The sequence below is a fragment of the Bacillus sp. JJ1521 genome (assembly GCF_036965165.1).
Lineage (GTDB): Bacteria > Bacillota > Bacilli > Bacillales > Bacillaceae_L > Ferdinandcohnia.
Genome location: NZ_JBALOX010000051.1, coordinates 227 through 16,662 on the forward strand (window position 1 = coordinate 227; position 16,436 = coordinate 16,662).

The window sequence follows — 16,436 nt, forward strand, 5'->3', positions numbered from 1 at the left end:
GAAAAGGTTGAAAAAATTGTTAATCTGTACTTTAGTCCTAATTTTTGCTTTAACTGGTTTTACTTCCTATGTGTCCGCTAACGAAATTCCCTCTACAAATGATGAAACCTTACCCCAAGAAATCTCAACCGAATTAGAAAGATTAGAAAAAGAATACGATATTTCCTTTGACGTTATTGAAGATCCCTCAACATTTGAAGTTGAATTAATGAATGTTGAAGATATCCAAGAGTTAGAAGAAAAATTAATCGAATTTAAAGCAATTGAAGAGGAGATTGAAGAAAATAACGATACGGAGGCAACTTCTTCTGATCCAGGAGGCTATATTTCTCCTATCTTTGAAAAAGACCTTTATGGTACTATGGCAACCCGAACTTACTCTGGTCTGGATACTGTAAAATGGTGGAATCCTGTTACACCTTTTGGAGTTAATTTATTGAAATGGAACAATGTCACTATTACCTACAGTTATGAATTAATACCTGTAAACAATTACAAATTAAAAAAGTTTTATGGTGGTGTTGACAGTATCAAAATCAAATCCCACATTTCAGGGGTTAACTTCCCTGTTGCTTGGACACAAGTTAGTGCAATAAAAGGTTTTTATGGAAATTGTCTATGGGGGGATTCCATTAACATTAAAATAAATGGGTATTATACCCTAGGTTTTAATTTTAATGGACAGGCGATAGGAGCCACAAAAAATGCCACTTGGACAACACAATTCACCTTAAATTAAATCAGATACTAACCCACACTTAAATTTGATATTACTTGCCCTAAGTTAACAAGGATTAACTTAGGGTTTTCTCGATTCTATAGATTAATAGGCGGATTCTTTAATTTCTTAGTCAGAGTACTGAAATAATTAAATTAAATAACGTAAACGCTAAACTATCAGATCCAAGTAAATAATAATAAAAATACGATGGATATTAAGATGGAGCTACATCTATGGGTATTATAAACGTTTACTGCACCTTATTTGATCCCTCATAAATAACATCAAAAAAAACATTAATAAAAGTTCCACTACACTAAATAACACAAACACTAATTTTTCCCTCTATATACAATTCAGGATCATTAATAGTTATTTCTTATTAATATTATTAAAGAATACAACATTTACAAAAGACAATTTACCAAATTAAGGTTTATAATAGTAAAAAAGATACAGGTGATAAGAAGGGGTAATAACTATGAGTCTTATAAGGGATTTAGGTAAAGGTTTAGGTAAAGGCGCTGGATTTCTATTAGGAAAGCCTATTGAATTCGTTGGTGAAGTAACAGGCGTCAATTTAATAGAGGACATTGGAAAAGGCGTCCAAAAGGCTTCTGAATTTGCGGGTGATACAGCTGGTCAAGTAGTGAGCGGAGCTGTTGATACAGTTTCAGGCATTATTAGCGAAGATCCAACTAAAAGAGATAAAGGCTTAGGAGATATGGGAAATGCTGTTTCTAGAACTGCAAAAGGTGTAGTTGTGACAGCCAAAAATGCTATTCATGATGGTGGAGATGTAATTGGTGGTTTCATCGATGGAGATAACAGCCGAATAAAGAAAGGTGCTTCTTCTCTTGTAAAAACTGTTGCTGTGGGTGCCATTGCGGTAGGGGTAATAGATATAGTAGACGGTGTAGATGGCAGTGATGTTGCAAGTGCAGAAACCGTCGATACACCGAATAATGATGCAGCATCTACTGATTCTACATCTACCAATATAAACGGAGAAGGTCCAGTTACCATTGAAACAACCAACGATCATTTAGCGGGAACAGTTCATCCTGAAACCGGTGTGCCATTTGAATCAAATACTGTTGTTGTAGATGGACAAGAGGTGACAGGTGTTTATCCAGTTTTTGATGTTGAACATGAAGTACATATAGATGAAAGCTTATACCTTCAATCTGATTATGTTCATTTTAGTTATGCAAATGCGGAATTATATGATGCTGTTCAGGCTGACCCACAGCTTGCAGCGGATTTAGGGCTAACCCAACAAGACATTCAAGCATTAGCTAATGGAGATACACCAGAAGGATTTACTTGGCATCATAGTGAGGAACCAGGTGTCTTGCAATTAGTTGATGAAGACATACATGCTAATACAGGACATGATGGTGGGCGTAGAATATGGGGCGGTGGAGAGGATTTTCGATAAATTCATTCTTTTTTAATTTTTAAAAACATGCTAGAATAATAGTTAATTAAATAGTCAGAGAGAAATCCCCTAAATGTGTACACACTGCCTACGGGTGAAGTGTGTACATTTAGGGTTTTTTTGATCTAGTAAGGTTTCCACCTTTTTTTTCCCTATACAAATTGTGTTTCATAGAAAAAAAGTTCTTTGCTTGATAAAAAAGTTCTTTACTGAAAATTAATGTTTTTTACTTGAGTTCTTTAAGGTTTCCTTAAAGGACTTTTTTTGTTTAATCTTTATATAGTTTGTGAAATGTTACACTTAAACTAACGGAGCAGTTTAGTTGAAGACCGATGTTTAACTTGTGTTCAATAATCAGGCCAGATTGCTTAGCAGGATTCCAATAAGATCGGTTGCTTTTCTGAAATGATTGGTGCTTGTTTTCGACTATAGTACAATTTAATTGAAGGAAAATATAATAAATTAAATTTTTCTAGAGTTGTTATTACTAAATATATCAACGATAACCTTCCTTTTAAGTACGCAAAAGAGAAAATAATACTATACATAAGAACAAAAATTATAAAAAATAGACTTTCATGATAGAAACAAGACCAATAATTACGTAATAAAGAGTGTAGGGGCCACTTACGAGGAGGGAATAGATGAGAATAAACGATAGTAATGTTGTACAACAGTTAACAAAAAGAAATGAAAAAGCTTTATACTATATCATCGATTGTTACGGAGGTTTGATAAAAAAAGTCATCCAAAAATACTTGTACAATTTAGAATCTATTCAAGAGGAATGTTTGGATGATGTACTACTGCTTATCTGGGATAATATCCATTCATATGACGAAAGTAGAAATTCACTTAAAAATTGGATTGCAGCTATCGCAAAATATAAGGCAATTGATTATCAAAGAAAATACCAAAGATATTTAGAGCAAAAAGATATAGATGATGAGATGGTAAAAAGTTCTTTTGACATAGAAGAACATGTAACAAGAAATATGTTAAGTAGTACTACTGAGAAAATGCTCAGTCACTTAAAGAAAGAAGATCAAATATTATTCATCAAACATTATGCTGAGGAGAAAAATATCGAAGAATTAGCGAATGAAACAGGTTTGGAAAGGTCCGTACTTTATAATCGTTTGTCCCGTGGGCGTCAAAAGCTTCGGTCATTATTTCAATGTAAATCAGTTAGCGGAAAAGAGAATGAGGTGAATAGATGAAAAACTTATTTGAAAGTTTAAATGATGAAAAAATAAATCTATCAGAATTTAAAGACGGTCAATTAGCGGATATCGAAAAGAAAGCTACAAAAAAAAGAATAAAGGTAAAGTTAAAGAGTAGGTCAAGAAATAAAAAACGGATACTTGCTGTAGCAGCTTCGCTAATGGTCATTACAATTTTAGGGATGAATACAAATTATACTTTAGCGAATATACCCGTAATCGCAAACGCACTAGAGAAATTTGTGTATTCCCAAGAAGGTTCTTTAAGCGATTATAAAACAGTCATTGGTGAATCGGTAGAAAGTAATGGAGTGAAGGTGACATTAAATGAAATCATACTAGATGAAGGTCAACTCCTCATTAGTAGTACATTCCATACAGATTTATTGGATAGTGACTTAGCTTATAATTGGTATTCAAACATAGAGGTTTATATAAATGGTAAGAAATTAGATTTCGGGGGAGGTGGAGGTCCCGAAGAAATAACCAATTCAGCAGTGAGTTATTTTTGGGCTTCGGATATAAAAAATATTAATCTTCAAGATAATCAACAAATTAAAATAGTGTTTAATAATTTAGAACGAAGTGATTCAAAGGAATTAATAAAAGGGCAATGGAGTTTTGAAATTACTGCATCCGGTGAAAAACTAATGGCAGATAAGAAATCAATACCAATCAATAAGTATTTTACACTCACGAATGATCAAAAGGTGACCGTAGAAGAGTTAGTATTAACTCCTGTTTCAACAATGATTACTTATAATATGAAGAATATTTCCAACGACCTTTACTTCAGGATTGAAGATCAAAATGGGGTCGAATTGCAAGAATTATCCGGGAGGATTTCAGATTACAGTAGCGTTATTAGATTTAGAGCATTAGAAGAGAATATTACCAAAATTAGGGTCATTCCATATATCTATTCTAATGATACAGGAGTAGATAGAAATGAGGAGATTCTCTATGATGAGGTTTTTGAAATAAATATCAATTAAAGAGTATAAAAATATAATTTATGAATAAATTCACAGTTGTTTGACAATAGGACGCTTTCCTTTAATAAGAAGGCGTCTTTTTGCATAGACAACACATTTAGGGGATTGAGTTTATTAAGGTGTAAAAAAGATTGTGAAGTATTGTACTTAAAGTAACGGGTGCGTTAATCCAAGAAGGATTAACGCACTTTTTTGTTGAAGTTATTAAACTAAGTCAAGGTATGTTTAATAATGGGGGAGATAAAAGATGGAAGGCAATAAGGTAAATAAGCAACTTAAAATGGGATTTGTATTATTTGGAATTTTACTTATATCGGGAAGTATACAAGTTATTTTTTCCCAATATTTTTTATCAATGTGTCGATATCGAAGATGCAGGTTTTACGAATTTATTTAATTTCTTACATAAAAAGGATCGTCAATTGACGATCCCTCTGGATATTATTATTGAGCTGGAGTTTGTTGTGTCTCTAAAATAGCACTCATTTCAGTTTCTGTTAATGGAGCATCAGTGCTTGTTGTAGCATCTAATTCAGCTTGAAGTCTTGTAATATCATCATTTGCTTCTTGTAGCTCAGCCTCTAATGCGTCAATTCTTTGAGCAAGTGTTTCACCATTTGTGTTAGCGGTTGCTACATCTGCTTCCAATGAGTCAATTTGTGAATTTAATCCTTCAATTTGTACATTTAAAGAATCAATTGTTTCTTGTTTTGTATTGCTATCAGAAGTAAGAGTAGCAACTTGACCTTGCAATTCATCTCTTAAAGTTTTTAATTCATTTATTTTATCAACTAATTTATTTTCATTCGTTTCATATATCCCCAAATCACCAGCTTGTTGTTGAATCGTTGTGATGGCATTATTGACAGTATCTGTTCCGTTCCAAGTAGTCATAAGACCTAAAGTAATAGCACCCGTTAAAGCTGTTACACCTGTTACTTTTAATAAGAATGGAAAAGTTGCCATTTATATTATTCCCCCTGTAATTTAGTAGTTTGTAAATTGTTTCGAACCAACGGAGATTAATATATCACGGATTTATTCAAAGTAGAAAGATGCATATTGTTGGAAAAAATCTGGGATATTCAGGCGGTTATCATGTATGAATTTATTCATAAATCTTTACAAAAAAGAAGGACTGTCATTGACGGTCCTTCTGGATATATATCTTGTAGCTACTTTGATCATAATTTAGTTTTGTTAATCTATTTGTTATTGGAAGTTCAGTTTCTTTTCCTTCTAATTTTTGATTTTCAAACAGGCTAAGGAAAACATCAACTATTTCAGGATCAAATTGTGTTCCTTTATGTTTTTTAATCTCATTAATTGTATTTTTCAAATTAATTTGTTTCCGATAGACACGTTTGGTAGTCATTGCATCAAAAGTATCGGCAACAGCAACTATTCTGGCAAATAGAGGGATTTGCTTACCTTTTAAACCCTTTGGATACCCTTTCCCGTCATACCTTTCATGATGATATAAAACAATATCTAAAATACCATTGCTGCTAAAATCTGTAATATATTTTAACATGTTATAACCAATTGTTGGATGGTTTTTGATGATTTTATATTCATCTTCATTTAGACTTCCATTTTTCATTAATACGTGTTCGGGTATTCCAATTTTCCCTAAATCATGAAGTAATGCTCCCTTGTGAATAATTTCGCAACAATCTTTTGGTAATTTCATTTTTTCAGCTATTTGAACAGCATACTTTGCTACATTTTCAGAATGATACATTGTGTAGGTATCCCTAGAATCTAACGCTTTAGTAAGTACAGTTATGAATTTTAAATGATCATCTTTGACTTTTTGAACATAATTCATTAACCCAGACGAGATGAGCGTTATTAAAAGATAAGTGAATAAATGAATTAGGAAATTACCGATATTATAGTTCGAACCATCTGGTATTAGAAAATATCTACATGCCACCACAATTACAGTAAATAAAATTAATATCCATGTAGGTTTATTAAAAAAACCTATTCCGAGGAAAACCACGGCAAAAATATACAATATATAAAGATTATCATTACCATTTAGAAGAGCACCATTAAGTACTACACTAAAAATTAAAAGGGTAAAAAATCCATAACGAAAAAATATCGGTTTTTTTAAAAATTGAGCGAAAGACATAGTTACCCCCAATTTGATTATGATAAATTATACTTTTAGTTTTTACGTCAATACACTTTAAATACGTTTTTTTTCGATATGTATAAGTCATTTTGGTATCCGGTAAATTTGGTACGATGGTGGAGGTGGTCAGGCCAAAGAATATGCGAGATTTTGATTGGTATATCTTTGACCAGGCATCGTTAAGAAGTTTTTGAACTACCATGAAAATAAACTTCTCTAACCCTTAAAAAAGACAATACCAAAGAGAACCCTTCTCATTTGTTTAAAAAAATTGAGAGAATTGCAATTCATTGCTATGGATTGGTTGGCTATCGGTTGCGTTACTTTAAGATTCAACTGCTATTTCGGTGCCATTTTTATTGAACTAACTATCCGAGTAAAATAAAAAATCCGGGTATACCCGGATTTTTTTACTGGTCCGTATCAGCAGCAAGGTCAACGTGATAAATAATAAAATAAAGTAATATTACAAACAGACCACCTATAAAAACATATCTCATTCTTTCAGTCATATCGCCAGGCTCCATGGGCAAATAACAAATGGGTGTGACAATGCCTAAAATAATTGAGATTCCAATAAAAACAATTCCTCCGACGATGCCTTAGGTTTTCCAACGTGTTTTAGTAATAATTGATTATCCTCTATTTTTTCATTCCAGAATTTTTTACCTTTTTCTAATTCTTTTATTACTTCAAGTTATGGCTGTCTAGAAATATTGTAATTATTCCTTTCAGCAGTCCGCTTTTGCTCTTTTCCCGTTCTGTTTGTTTTTTTGAGCGTCAATTTCCTCTTCACTTTTCTTAGGAATAGAAGATGGGAATAGGTTAGGATAATATTATTTGCATATTCGGTTGAGTATTCCATATTTTTCAGTGATTTAGACTTCTTATAAATAGTGTTTGAACAAGAATACCATACCTTAATGCTAAGGTTTTTGAACCTTTTTCAGTGAAAATTGCCATTATTCATAAACTTCATGTGAAACAGTTATTCTTTTGTAGTACAATATACATAATTTATGTTGTGTGGAAAAATGAAATCAGTTCCTATTAACTGTAAGTCCTTTATAAAGTGGCGTACAGGGTTCTTGATTGTCCAGATTTCTACTAATATTACATCCTAGAATTAGGTAGATTGGGACATACCTAGGTACATTTTGAAGGCATAAATAAAATATCCTTTGGATTATTGCAACTCGCTATTTTTTGTAAAAAATTAAAATATCTTTTTGTACCGTGTTTTGCAAAAGACTTTTTGCAATTTATACGAATCTTCTTGTTCTTATAGATAATAAAAATAAAGGAGTAAAGTAATGGATAATAATATTGTTAAAAGTCGATTGAAAAATAATGAAATGATTAATTCAGATTTGTTTTATCGTTCGTTGTTTACTTTTAATCCAGATATGGTTTTTTTTGCAGATAAAGAAGGGATTATTGCCGCAACAAATGAAGGGTTTACGGATGCCCTAGGGTATTCAAAAGAGGAAATTGCCTTATGTCCCTTAGAACAAATTTTCATAGAAAGTGAAGTACCTAAGTTTAGAAATTTATTTAGTAATGCTCTATCAGGAAAAGTTGAACACGTTAATACTGTTTTAGTACAAAAAAATGGTGATCCACTTCTAGTCGATTTTTATCTTATCCCAGCAATATCCTATAAAAATACGATAGGTATATTTGGATTAGCTAAAGATATTACCGAACGTAAAAAAACAGAGGACTTAAATAACTATTTGGTCTATCATGATCCATTAACGAAACTTCCAAACCGTAGATTTCTTAATGAAAAATTAGAGCAAGAAATTGTAATTAGTAAAACATTACAAAAACAATTTGCGCTAATGATATTAAATTTAGATCGTTTCAAGTATGTAAATGATACATTAGGTCATCACATTGGAGACAAATTGTTAAAAGAATTTTCCTTTAGATTAAATGAGATTTTAGGGGAAGAAGATATTCTTACAAGGGTAGATGGAGATGAATTTGTAATTTTAATACGAAACATCTTAGATACAGAGCGGGTCATAGCTTTTGCAAAAATGATGATAAATTCAATTGAGAAGCCATTTTGTATCCACAACTATGAAATTTTCGTTTCTACAAGCGTAGGTATTAGTTTCTTTCCAATTGATGGAGAAGATTATGAAACAATTGTAAAACATGCTAATTCTGCCCTTTACAAGGCTAAAAGTAAAGGCAATAATACGTATCAGATCTATACCTCTTCATTAGATGCAGTGACTTATAAATCATTTAGACTTGAAACGGATCTTAGAAAAGCGTTGAAACTGAATCAGTTCGAAATGTATTATCAACCTAAAATAAACCCAAATAATAATCTAATTATTGGTGCGGAAGCTCTAATACGTTGGAATCATCCGGAATGGGGTATTGTTTATCCTAATGAATTTATTCCCTTAGCAGAAGAAACCGGGCTTATTATTGAAATGGGAAAATGGATTAAAGAAACAGTATGTATTCAAAATAAAAGATGGCAAGATGAAGGGCTGCCAGCAATTCCTATCTCCATTAACCTCTCTGCACATCGTTTTTTAGAAAAAGAGCTGTTAGTGGATATTTCGGAAATTTTAGAAAAAACCAAGCTTGCTCCTGAGTACCTAGAAGTTGAAATACTTGAATCTTTCCTTTTAGAAAATGAGAATTCTATTCTATCCATGTTGGATGAATTAAAGAGAATGGGAATCCGGGTTTCACTAGATGATTTTGGGACGGGATATTCATCACTTTCTTACTTGAAAAAATTTAAAGGTCGAATCGATACGTTAAAAATTGATCGTGCATTTATCAACGATTTAAGTCGTACGGACTCCGAATCCACTAATTTTATTACAAAAACCATTATTGATTTAGCTCATCATCTAAAAATGGATGTTGTTGCTGAAGGAGTGGAAACGAGGGAGCAACTGGAAATATTAATGGAACTCAATTGTAATGTGATCCAGGGTTATTTATACTCGAAGCCTGTTAATGCAGATGAGTTTACTATACTATTGCAAAATAGCAAAATTATAATAGAAGAAGCTAACGAGGAAGAAAATGAAATAACTAATAATAGAAGAGAATATTTCAGAATTAATTTTGATATTCCCTTAATTGCATCCATGACACTTACTAGTATCCATGGAAGAAAAGTTGAACTTGGAAAAGCTGAGGTAATAGTTGAAGACATCGGGGCAGGTGGTTTACGATTTTTATCTGATATAAGACTAACTGTTCATCGAAATATAATTTTAGAATTTGAAACAGAGATATTAGGTAACAATGTAATAATGCAAGGTGTAATTGTCTGGATGAATGAAATGAAATATGAAAGTTATCAGTACGGTGTAGAATTTTTGTTTGATAATGATGATCGTTCTGATTTAACTCAAATACTTAATAAACTAGCAATTGTACTAAGGAAAAATCCTTTACCTTCTGATACTAGTTTCGTAAAAGTAGATAAAAATAACTTTTTTAAAGCAAAGAACAAAGTATAAGGGTTGGCTGTGCCTGCGGAGCGGAAAAAAAGTTTTAAATTAGTTTTAAATAATTATCAAAATCATGTAATTCATTTTTGGGTGTTTAAATTTAGCTTTGATTTTGTAACGTATTTAGATTTAGGTGCCGAAAACATCTTCTTATCATTTATTCCATTTCTTTCAGTTTTTCTTACTTAACTAACGGAGCAGTTTAGTTGAACAAGGACTGCTTAATTAAAGTAATAAGTTTGGACCTAAATAAATGTCTTGGCCGAAAAATTCCCTATAAGGCAGGGAATATTAAAGCATAGGTCACAAAGGGCCTATGCTTTAGAATTAATTTAAAGCTTTCTTCAATGTATCAAGATTTTGTCTCATTATACTAAAGTAATCAGCACCATTTTTAATATCCTCTGCTGTTGCGGATTCAAGGTTATGAAGTGTTAATGCCTCCGCGTTTATTTCTTTTTTTACCATTTCAGCTATTTTGGATGTTAGATTCTGATCGAAAATAACAAACTTGATGTTATGTTCCTTAGCAGTATTGATAATGTTTTTTAGCGCTTTTTGAGTTGGCTCATTTGTCGGTGATAAACCAGAAACGCTTATTTGTTGAATGCCGTATCTTGATTCCCAGTACCCGTATGCAGAATGTGAGACTAAAATTTCTTTATGGGGAGACTGGTCTATGACACTCTTGAATTCTTGGTCTAATTCTAGCAAGTTAGCACGTAATTCATTGAAGTTTTTTTCAAATTCCTCTTTAGCCTCTGGTTTTAGCTGTTCGAGTGTATGAAGAACGTTTTCGGCTAATTCAATGGCTAATACGGGATCTAACCAAACATGTGGGTCAACGTCACCGTGATGATGGTGATCTTCCGTTCCTAATTGGCTGTCATCATGATCTTGATGTGTATCGTGGCTGTGGCTTTCATCAGAATTTTCATCAGAGTGCTGTTCACTGTGCTCTGTTTCTGCTTCGTCATCGCTGTGTTCAATATTCGCCAACTCTATACCATCGATTGTCTTTACCAATTGTACCTTTTCATCTTGCAACGCTTTACTGGCTGCAGTAATAAATCCTTCTACACCAGCCCCTACATATAAAAGAGCATCCGCCTCAGCGATTTCTACCATTGTTTTTGAAGTAGGTTCAAATGTATGAGCATCTGCACCGATAGGGAATACCCCTACGACATCTACGTGGTCTCCACCGATTTTTTCTGTAAAGTCCTGTAATGGATATACCGTTGTAAAAATTTTAAGCTGATCAGAAGAAGTGGAGGAATCGATAACCTCATTTGTGTTTGTTTTCTTCTCCGTGGTGCATCCAAATAAAAGTGTGCTTGTGAATAAAAGTAAAAATGCAAATAGATATTTCGTTTTCATAAGTTCTCCTCTCAATCATAATCATTCCGGTTTACAGAACACAGTTATATGTATATCGTAATCATTCCGATTATACAACTAAAAAAATAGTGGTCTATAGACCAAAAGGTAAAAGTATTTCGTTTATTCTAAAGTAAATCGTAATAGTTACGGTTTACTTTTTTAATAATAAAGCAGAATATAAAATACTTCAAGCTAAAATTTTATTCGTTTCTCGAAATATTTCCTGTTTTATTATTGTTAATTTTTAGAATTTAATTATAATAGGTTATGTTAGAAAGTAATTCTCGAGGGGGAATAAGTATGTCAATTACACAAGGATTAGACACTGCACTTCAAGAAAAGGTAAACCAATTTAAAGAATTAGATCAAAAAATCACGCATCTTAATAGTGTATTAGCTCTTGCAGATTGGGATCAAAAAGTTATGGCTCCCAAAAAAGGTCGTTCCTTATTTGCAAATTCAATCGGCACATTATCTACCGAAATCTTCAAATTATCCATCTCAAATGAAATGGGTGAGTTGCTGGAGGTATTAACAGCGGAAGATGTGAATTCCCAATTGGATGATGTTACGAAAGCAACTGTACGCGAAAGGAATAACTTTTTCCAACAATCAAAAAGCATTCCGTCTGAACTGTACAATGAATATATCGTGTTAACTTCAAATGCAAATGATGCTTGGGAAGAAGCGAGGGAAACAAACAATTTTGAGGTTTTTCAGCCATATCTCGAACGCATTGTTGAAATTAAAAAACAATTTGCTGAGTATTACGGATATGAAGGACATCCGTATAATGCCTTATTAAACGAATATGAGCCCGGATTAACAGTTGAAAAGCTGGACCCACTTTTTGCGGAGTTAAGAAGAAGCAGTATCGATTTATTAAAAAGAATTGATCGTTCAACTTCTAAGCCAAATGGCGAGATTTTTGAAAAAGGGTACGATGTCGAACGCCAAAAAGAGTTTAACCAATTCCTACTTCCGTTAATTGGATTTGATATGAATGCAGGACGACTTGATGAGACAGTACATCCATTTGCTCAAACAATTAACACCGGCGATGTCAGACTCACAACTCGCTATCTTGAAGATAATGTTCGTTCTGCAATTTTCGGTACGATCCATGAAGCAGGTCATGGGATTTACGAGCAAAATATTAACCCTGAATTAGAAGGAACCTCCATCTGTAGCGGAGCATCCTTTGGTATTCATGAATCACAATCAAGATTTTTAGAGAATATGGTTGGTCGTAGCGAAGAATTTTGGAAGTTCTTCTACAAAGACCTTCAAAATCATTTCCCAGACCAATTAGGAAGTCTAGATGTGAAAGATTTTTACCGAGCAATCAATATTGTGGAGCCATCTTTTATTCGTGTGGAGGCAGATGAATTAACATACAATCTACACATCATGCTTCGTTATGAAATCGAAAAAGGCCTTATCAGCGGAGATATTGCTGTTAAAGACCTTCCAAACGTATGGAATGAAAAGATGGAAGAATATTTGGGAGTCGTTCCGCCAACTGACACATTAGGTGTACTTCAAGATGTTCATTGGTCGTTTGGTGGACTAGGATACTTCCCATCTTATTCACTAGGAAACTTATATGCAGCACAAATTTTGAATACGATTAAGAAGGAAATCCCTGACTTCTTTGGCCATATTGAAAGAGGAGAATTCAATGTCATTCAAACATGGCTAAAAGAAAAAATCCATCAATACGGAGTCATATACACTCCTGATGAATTAATTAAAAAAGTCACAGGTGAAAGCTTAAATGCTACATATCTAGTAAATTACTTAGAAGAAAAATATGTAAGGGTATATCAACTTTAATAGGGGTATTGGGCAAGGACCCACTCCTGACCTAACTTTTGAACAGGCACCTCCCGGATAGAGACACATACACTATTGTGCAGACTACCCGAGGAGGAGAGAGAATATGGGAACACAAATGTTTGGTGTTAATCCTGGTTTAATGCAACAGCCTTTTCAAACTGGTGTTTATCCTAGTTATGGCTATCACCATGGTCATGGCGGATTTTATCCAGGCTATGGCTACCACCATGGCTATGGCGGATTTTATCCAGGTTATGGCTATCACCATGGTCATGGCGGATTTTATCCAGGTTATGGCTATCACCACGGTCATAGCGGATTCTATCCAGGCTACGGCAGATAACAACAAGATAATTGGAAGCGAGAAATACCACAGTCCCCGGGCTGTGGTATTTTTGTACCCGTTTTGAAAAAATAGTGAACCTTTTCCGATCCTCATTAGTATAAGAAGTAACAACAAAAATGGGGGAGTGAAAAGAATGACGACGGCATTAGGCATGGTGGTTAGTTCAATCGTGGTAGCGATTCTTGGGACTGTTTTCGCAATCGTGATTGGTTCTTTGAATAAAAAGGTTGTCCGTGATCATAAGGGGAAAATTGATTTTTCTAAAACAAACATCTATTTTTATTGGTCAAGATGGGATACGATTATTACGATAGCAGCTGTGTATACATTTTTATGTATAACTGGACTTTTGGTTTTCCTTTTACGAGGGGACACAATCAACAGTCCAATTATCCAGTTTTTCATGCATCAGACCTTTGTCTTCAGTTTGATGACTTTTATTTGGTTCATTTCTAGGCTTGCTTATGTATATAAAGGTATAAAAGAGCGGTGGTCAGATGAGTTACAGTAACGTAGAAGAGGCACTTCTGCAACTTCAACAAGGGGACAAGGAAGCGTTGGAGATCATATACAATGTGTATAAAGCCCCTCTCTATCAGTTTATCTATCGGTATACGAATAACGAACAGCTCAGCATCGACCTTGTTCAAGACACCTTTGTAAAGCTGCAACGCAAATTTCATCAATTTGATCCTGAAAAGGGAAAGATTAAAACCTACCTCTACCAGATTGCCTATAACACAATGATGACAAGGCTGAGGCGACAGAACCTATTTCGTACCTTATTACCGATTCTGGCAGATCGATATCCACATCAAGAAAACTCCGATGAAAAAATAACCGTTCGAACTGCAATTCAATCACTTCCGGAGGATTTACGAGCGATTGTGTTGCTAACCTACTATCATGACCTTACACAAAAAGAAATCTCCATGATCCTGCATATCCCAGTCGGAACGGTAAAATCTAAGCTACATCGTGCGTTGAAAAAACTAAGAGTAGAATTAGAGGTGAATGAGGATTGAATCACGACCAATTTGAAAAAGAATTAAAAGAAAAGCTCGATCAATTCACCATAGAAGTCCCAGATTTCCCAATGAAAAAATCAAGACTCAGCTGCATGGCAAACTGGTTTTTTAACCCGGTATCAATACCGTTCCCAGAAATCGGCTATAAAAAAGGTGCATTTCTAACGATTACATGGCTACCGGTATTGTTATTGCCATTAACGTTCGTTTTGTTTTTGTGATGAAGTGCCTTTGAAGGATAGATTAAAAACAAACAAAAAGCAGTGAAATTTTACAAATGAGATTGCGCTGCTTTTTGCATTTTTACAAAGAACTATATGGTGAAATTAGTAAATGGGTATCATATGAAACAAATTATCTGTACGACCCTGTTTGTTGTACTTTTTGTAGTTTTTCATTAAGCGTCAAGCAGGTTTGTCAATAAGGGCAACCCAATACAAAGTTTTTTTATATTGACTGTCACAAAATCCTTTCCACATTCGTTTTGATTACAGAACAAATATGGGAGGGATTTTTATGTTTAAATATGATGTTGCAGTTGTGGGTGGAGGATTGGCTGGGTTGACAGCAGCAAATGTATTGGCAAGGGAAGGAAAAAAAGTCGTTGTTTTGGAAAAATCGAATCGTCTAGGTGGAAGGGCAATGACAAATGATAAAAATGGGGTTCTAATGAACTTGGGACCGCATGGATTGTATATGTCAGGGGATGCTACAACCATTTTAGCTGAACTTGGAATATCTCTTCCAGGTGAGAATGCTTCGAAAGATACTCATATTCACGGCATTTTAAATGATGCTGTTCATGTCATTCCAACTGATTTTTCATCGATTATGTCATCAACACTTCTATCGTGGAAAGCTAAATTTATATTCGGAAAATTAATGATAAAGATGATGAAATTAAATACTAATTTCATTCTAGAAGTTAGCCTTAAGGAGTGGGCAGATTCTGAAATTTCCGATCCGATGGTGAGGCATATATTTTATTCGATTTGTCGATTGACTTCCTATACGAATGCCTCGACCTTACAGCTTGCAAAGCCAGTTTTGAAGCAGGTGAAGCGATCTTTAAATGCGGGTGTCCTGTATGTTGATGGAGGTTGGGAAACGATTGTTCAACAACTTAGGAAGAAGGCAGAAGCGTGGGGAGCTGAAATCGTAACGAATAAAAATGTAACAAATATTGAGCATTATGAGCAATATCAAATCATACAATGCTCAGATGGTACGGTCATTCACGTTCCTGATTGTATCGTTGCAGCCCCACCAAAAGAGGCCAAGAACATGATAAATGGTGCAGAACTTACGTCGTTACGGCTATGGAATGAACAAGCAATTCCTGTTACGGCATGCTGTTTAGATCTAGGGATGAAAAAGTTGCCTAATCCAAAACATCAATTTGCGATAGGGCTCGACCAAGCTTTGTTTTTCACGAACCAATCAAGGGCTGCAAAGTTAAGTGAAGACGGGACATTAGTTGTAAGTTTAGTAAAATACCAAAATCCAATGGAAGAAATCAACGTACAGGCAGATAAGCAACAATTAGAATCAGTAATGGACCAGCTTCATCCTGGATGGCGAAAAGAAGTCGTGGTGCAACAATTTTTACCGAAAATAACGGTATCGCATGATTTTCCACATGTAAAACGAAAAGGAAATCCGGGTCCAAGCATTCCTGAAATGAAAGGAATCTTTATAGCAGGAGATTGGGCAGGACATGAAGAAGTATTAGCTGATGCTGCAGTTGCGAGTGGAAAGCGTGCAGCTCAAGAAATCTTAAAAACAAACAAAATGATTTTAGCAAAGGAAGGATAATC

Annotated in this window: 14 protein-coding genes; 11 read left to right on the forward strand and 3 right to left on the reverse strand. The window is 34.1% G+C overall.

Annotated features, from left to right (window positions below; all coding sequences use genetic code 11):
• The 4 genes from V7147_RS08410 to V7147_RS08425 form a co-directional block, all read left to right on the forward strand.
• Window positions 1-739, forward strand: a 739-nt coding sequence (locus V7147_RS08410) for a hypothetical protein (protein WP_335367403.1), incomplete at its 5' end; no start/stop codon positions are given.
• A 463-nt stretch (window positions 740-1,202) separates the two neighbouring features.
• Window positions 1,203-2,162: an HNH endonuclease gene (locus V7147_RS08415; RefSeq protein WP_335367404.1), complete on the forward strand. Its 960-nt coding sequence runs from the start codon at window positions 1,203-1,205 to the stop codon at window positions 2,160-2,162.
• A 644-nt stretch (window positions 2,163-2,806) separates the two neighbouring features.
• Window positions 2,807-3,382 (forward strand): sigma-70 family RNA polymerase sigma factor, encoded by a 576-nt coding sequence (locus V7147_RS08420; RefSeq protein ID WP_335367405.1) that lies wholly within the window; start codon window positions 2,807-2,809, stop codon window positions 3,380-3,382.
• Window positions 3,379-4,380 (forward strand): DUF4179 domain-containing protein, encoded by a 1,002-nt coding sequence (locus V7147_RS08425; protein WP_335367406.1) that lies wholly within the window; start codon window positions 3,379-3,381, stop codon window positions 4,378-4,380. The genes V7147_RS08420 and V7147_RS08425 overlap by 4 nt, the downstream gene beginning before the upstream one ends.
• A gap of 444 nt (window positions 4,381-4,824) precedes the next feature.
• On the opposite strand, the gene V7147_RS08430 is transcribed toward V7147_RS08425, so the two are convergent.
• Window positions 4,825-5,346: a FlxA-like family protein gene (locus V7147_RS08430; RefSeq protein WP_335367407.1), complete on the reverse strand. Its 522-nt coding sequence runs from the start codon at window positions 5,344-5,346 to the stop codon at window positions 4,825-4,827.
• Between the two features lie 175 nt (window positions 5,347-5,521).
• The gene (locus V7147_RS08435; protein ID WP_335367408.1) at window positions 5,522-6,523 is read right to left on the reverse strand and encodes an HD-GYP domain-containing protein; all 1,002 of its coding nucleotides are present in this window, start codon (window positions 6,521-6,523) and stop codon (window positions 5,522-5,524) included.
• A 1,316-nt stretch (window positions 6,524-7,839) separates the two neighbouring features.
• On the opposite strand from V7147_RS08435, the gene V7147_RS08440 reads away from it, so the two are divergent.
• Entirely contained in the window at window positions 7,840-10,032 is a 2,193-nt protein-coding gene (locus V7147_RS08440) for an EAL domain-containing protein (RefSeq protein WP_335367409.1), read from the forward strand.
• A gap of 318 nt (window positions 10,033-10,350) precedes the next feature.
• Here V7147_RS08440 and V7147_RS08445 read toward each other — a convergent pair whose 3' ends face one another.
• Complete coding sequence (locus tag V7147_RS08445) at window positions 10,351-11,403, reverse strand: metal ABC transporter solute-binding protein, Zn/Mn family (RefSeq protein WP_335367410.1); 1,053 nt, start codon at window positions 11,401-11,403, stop codon at window positions 10,351-10,353.
• A gap of 303 nt (window positions 11,404-11,706) precedes the next feature.
• Here V7147_RS08445 and V7147_RS08450 point away from each other — a divergent pair, with 303 nt between their 5' ends.
• The 6 genes from V7147_RS08450 (at window position 11,707) to V7147_RS08475 (ending at window position 16,434) form a co-directional block, all read left to right on the forward strand.
• A complete protein-coding gene (locus tag V7147_RS08450; protein ID WP_335367411.1) occupies window positions 11,707-13,242 on the forward strand; it encodes a carboxypeptidase M32 in 1,536 nt (511 codons plus the stop codon).
• A 106-nt stretch (window positions 13,243-13,348) separates the two neighbouring features.
• Complete coding sequence (locus V7147_RS08455; RefSeq protein ID WP_335367412.1) at window positions 13,349-13,588, forward strand: hypothetical protein; 240 nt, start codon at window positions 13,349-13,351, stop codon at window positions 13,586-13,588.
• A 136-nt stretch (window positions 13,589-13,724) separates the two neighbouring features.
• On the forward strand, window positions 13,725-14,102 hold the full coding sequence (locus V7147_RS08460; protein ID WP_335367413.1) for a hypothetical protein: 378 nt from the start codon (window positions 13,725-13,727) through the stop codon (window positions 14,100-14,102).
• Window positions 14,089-14,616: an RNA polymerase sigma factor gene (locus tag V7147_RS08465; RefSeq protein ID WP_335367414.1), complete on the forward strand. Its 528-nt coding sequence runs from the start codon at window positions 14,089-14,091 to the stop codon at window positions 14,614-14,616. The genes V7147_RS08460 and V7147_RS08465 overlap by 14 nt, the downstream gene beginning before the upstream one ends.
• Entirely contained in the window at window positions 14,613-14,840 is a 228-nt protein-coding gene (locus tag V7147_RS08470; protein WP_335367415.1) for a hypothetical protein, read from the forward strand. Before V7147_RS08465 ends, V7147_RS08470 begins: the two co-directional genes overlap by 4 nt.
• Before the next feature lie 295 nt (window positions 14,841-15,135).
• Window positions 15,136-16,434, forward strand: a complete 1,299-nt coding sequence (locus tag V7147_RS08475; RefSeq protein WP_335367416.1) for a phytoene desaturase family protein — start codon at window positions 15,136-15,138, stop codon at window positions 16,432-16,434.
• Window positions 16,435-16,436 lie beyond the last annotated feature (2 nt).